This window comes from Pseudomonas profundi, assembly GCF_008638305.1.
In the GTDB taxonomy this organism is placed as follows: domain Bacteria; phylum Pseudomonadota; class Gammaproteobacteria; order Pseudomonadales; family Pseudomonadaceae; genus Halopseudomonas; species Halopseudomonas profundi.
On sequence record NZ_VTPZ01000035.1, the window covers coordinates 1 to 2,412 of the forward strand.

The 2,412-nt window shown below is 59.1% G+C and carries 1 protein-coding gene and 1 pseudogene; both read right to left on the reverse strand.

Translation table 11 applies throughout. The features are described from left to right. Positions 1-2,156 (reverse strand): type I restriction endonuclease subunit R (locus FZE95_RS19425; protein WP_150302436.1); only part of this gene is annotated, 2,156 nt, incomplete at its 3' end. Positions 2,157-2,227: 71 nt separating this feature from the next. After that, positions 2,228-2,412, reverse strand: a pseudogene (locus tag FZE95_RS19430) (ATPase); the annotation flags it as partial.

Below are 2,412 nucleotides of genomic sequence, written 5' to 3' on the forward strand. Positions count from 1 at the left end.
ATCAGGAAGGCCAGCGGGTCGGCCTTGCTCGGCTGCTCATGATGCAGCGGCTTCTTGAAGCGCTTGATCAAGTGCTCATGCTTGGCGCCATCGGTCCAGGCCTTCCACTCGGACGGATCGTTATTGGCCCCGGAAATGATCGGCGCAAATTCCAGCTTGCTCAGCGTGTCGCGGTAGCGCCAGGCCTGGACCCGCGCCTGCACTTTCGGCAAGCGCTGGCACAGGGCTTCATCGTCGAGCCCCTTGTCTGTTACTGACAAGGCGTTGGCTTCGACCAGCAACTCGTCACGAGCAACCTGCAGAGCGTGAAAATAGCGAATCGCCGCAATGCGACTGTAAGCCACCACCTGCGCCTTGTACCCGTTGGGCAAAATATTGGTGACGTAATGACGAAGGATATCGCGCGCCTTCTCGGCGATCAGCGCCGGTGCGTCGAAGATATGGCCTTTGGTGGCGTATTTCTTCTTGATCAGCTCCAGCTCTTCCTGGCTGTGGTCGCGAAACAGATCCTCGAACAACTCGTCCAGACTGGCGCCGTCCTTTATTGCGCCTTGCGCCGTGCGTCCCTCATAGAGCACCGGCACCGTCGCACCGTCGGCCTCGGCTTCCTTGATGGTGTACTTGTCGATAAAGGCGCCGAAGATCTCATGGGTGCGCTTCTTCTCGCCCATGATGATCGGCGTACCGGTAAAGCCAATACGTGCGCAATTGGGCAAGCCAGCCAGCAGATTGGCATGCAGGTCGCCTGCCTGGGTGCGGTGCGCCTCATCCACCATCACCAGAATGCTCTCGTCGTTGTTGAGCACTTCGAAAGGTTTGTTCGCCTGGTAGGACGCGGGAGCATTCGCCGCCTTGAGCGGCGCTGTGGCGCCTGTAGTGCTGGGCCCCGATACGTTTTCGTCCTGCTCGGGGTTACGGTACTTCTGGATGGTAGCGAATACCAGCCCCGGTCCCTTGCGGCGGGCCAGCGCCTTCACGCCTTCGATATTGGCGGCTATTTCCGGTGGCTCGCCGCTCAAGGTCGCCGTGGCGGCCAACTGGTTCTGCAGATCCTTGCGATCAGTAACCACGATTACCTTGAATCGCCGCAGTTGCTCGTCGGTGCGCATCTTGCGCACCAGAAACACCATAGTCAGACTCTTACCCGAGCCTTGGGTGTGCCAGACGATGCCGCCCCGCTGATCGCTCTCGCCGTGTTGCGCGCGCGTCTGTCCGCGCTTGAGACGTGCGATTGAATGGTTTACCGCACGGTATTGCTGATAGCGGCAAACCGTTTTGATGGTCTGCCCGCCTACCTGCATGTAGAGCATGAAATGGCGGATCAGATCGAGCAGATGCGCGGGTGCCAACATTCCCGCCACCAGGCGCTCCTGCTGGGAGAGTTTTGATATGCCCAGCGCCAGAGCGACGGCTTGCTCGCTGCCGCTGCCATCCGGGCCAACCACCGTCTTCCACTGGCTGAAATGCGCAAAGCCAGCACCAATACAGCCGACTCGGGCCTCGTCGTAGCTGCTGGCAATCAACAGCTGCACGCTGGCGAACAGCGCCTCGTTACCCTCGTTCTCCTCGACCTCAAAGGCCGCCTTGCGTTGGTTGCTGTAGCGACGCAACTGGTCCACCGCTTCGGCCAGCGGCTCGGGGATGGACGGGCTCTTACACTCCACCACCACCAGCGGGATACCGTTCACCAGTAACACCAGATCGGGGACGATGAATTTCTTGCCGCTATTGAAGCCAGCCGGGCAATCCACCCGATACTGATTGATCACGCTGAAGTGGTTATTGGCTGGCGTATCCCAGTCAATGAACTGGATGGTCTGCCCCCGCCCGCCATCCCAACCGGGAAGGCCATCGACGGTGATGCCTTTGAGCAACAACTCGGTGGCTTTCTGGTTGGCCTCCATGAGCTTCGCTGCGCCCAATCGAGTAATAGCCGCGAGCGCTTCGGCGATGCGCTCATCGTCCAGCCAGGGCTGGCCATCGCGTAAATTGATAGCGCCTAACCTTGCGCGCAACACAGCGCTCTGAATGACCTCGGCAAAGCTGCTTCGACCGGTTACGGCCGGAATGTCCAAGCTCCCTTCGGTATGTGCCCAACCCAGCCCTTGCAGCTGCGTTACAAAGGGTTTTTCGACATCTTCTAATTCCCAACCCACAGGCCACTCCTTGTTCCGACCCTATTTGGTCCACTTCGGCTCATTCAGGCTCATTCAGGCTCATTCCAGGCTCATTCCGTAATGTTGAGCGTGTAAACGGCACCGCGGTTCTTGCCGTGCTGGATGATGGAGCCGCCTTGCTTTAACTTTTTCAGCAATTTGGCAGCCTGGTCGGTCGATAACCGGCACAGCTCCATCACTTCGGCCCGCTTGACCTGTCCATGCTGCTGCACATAGTTCAGCACCATCTGCTCAT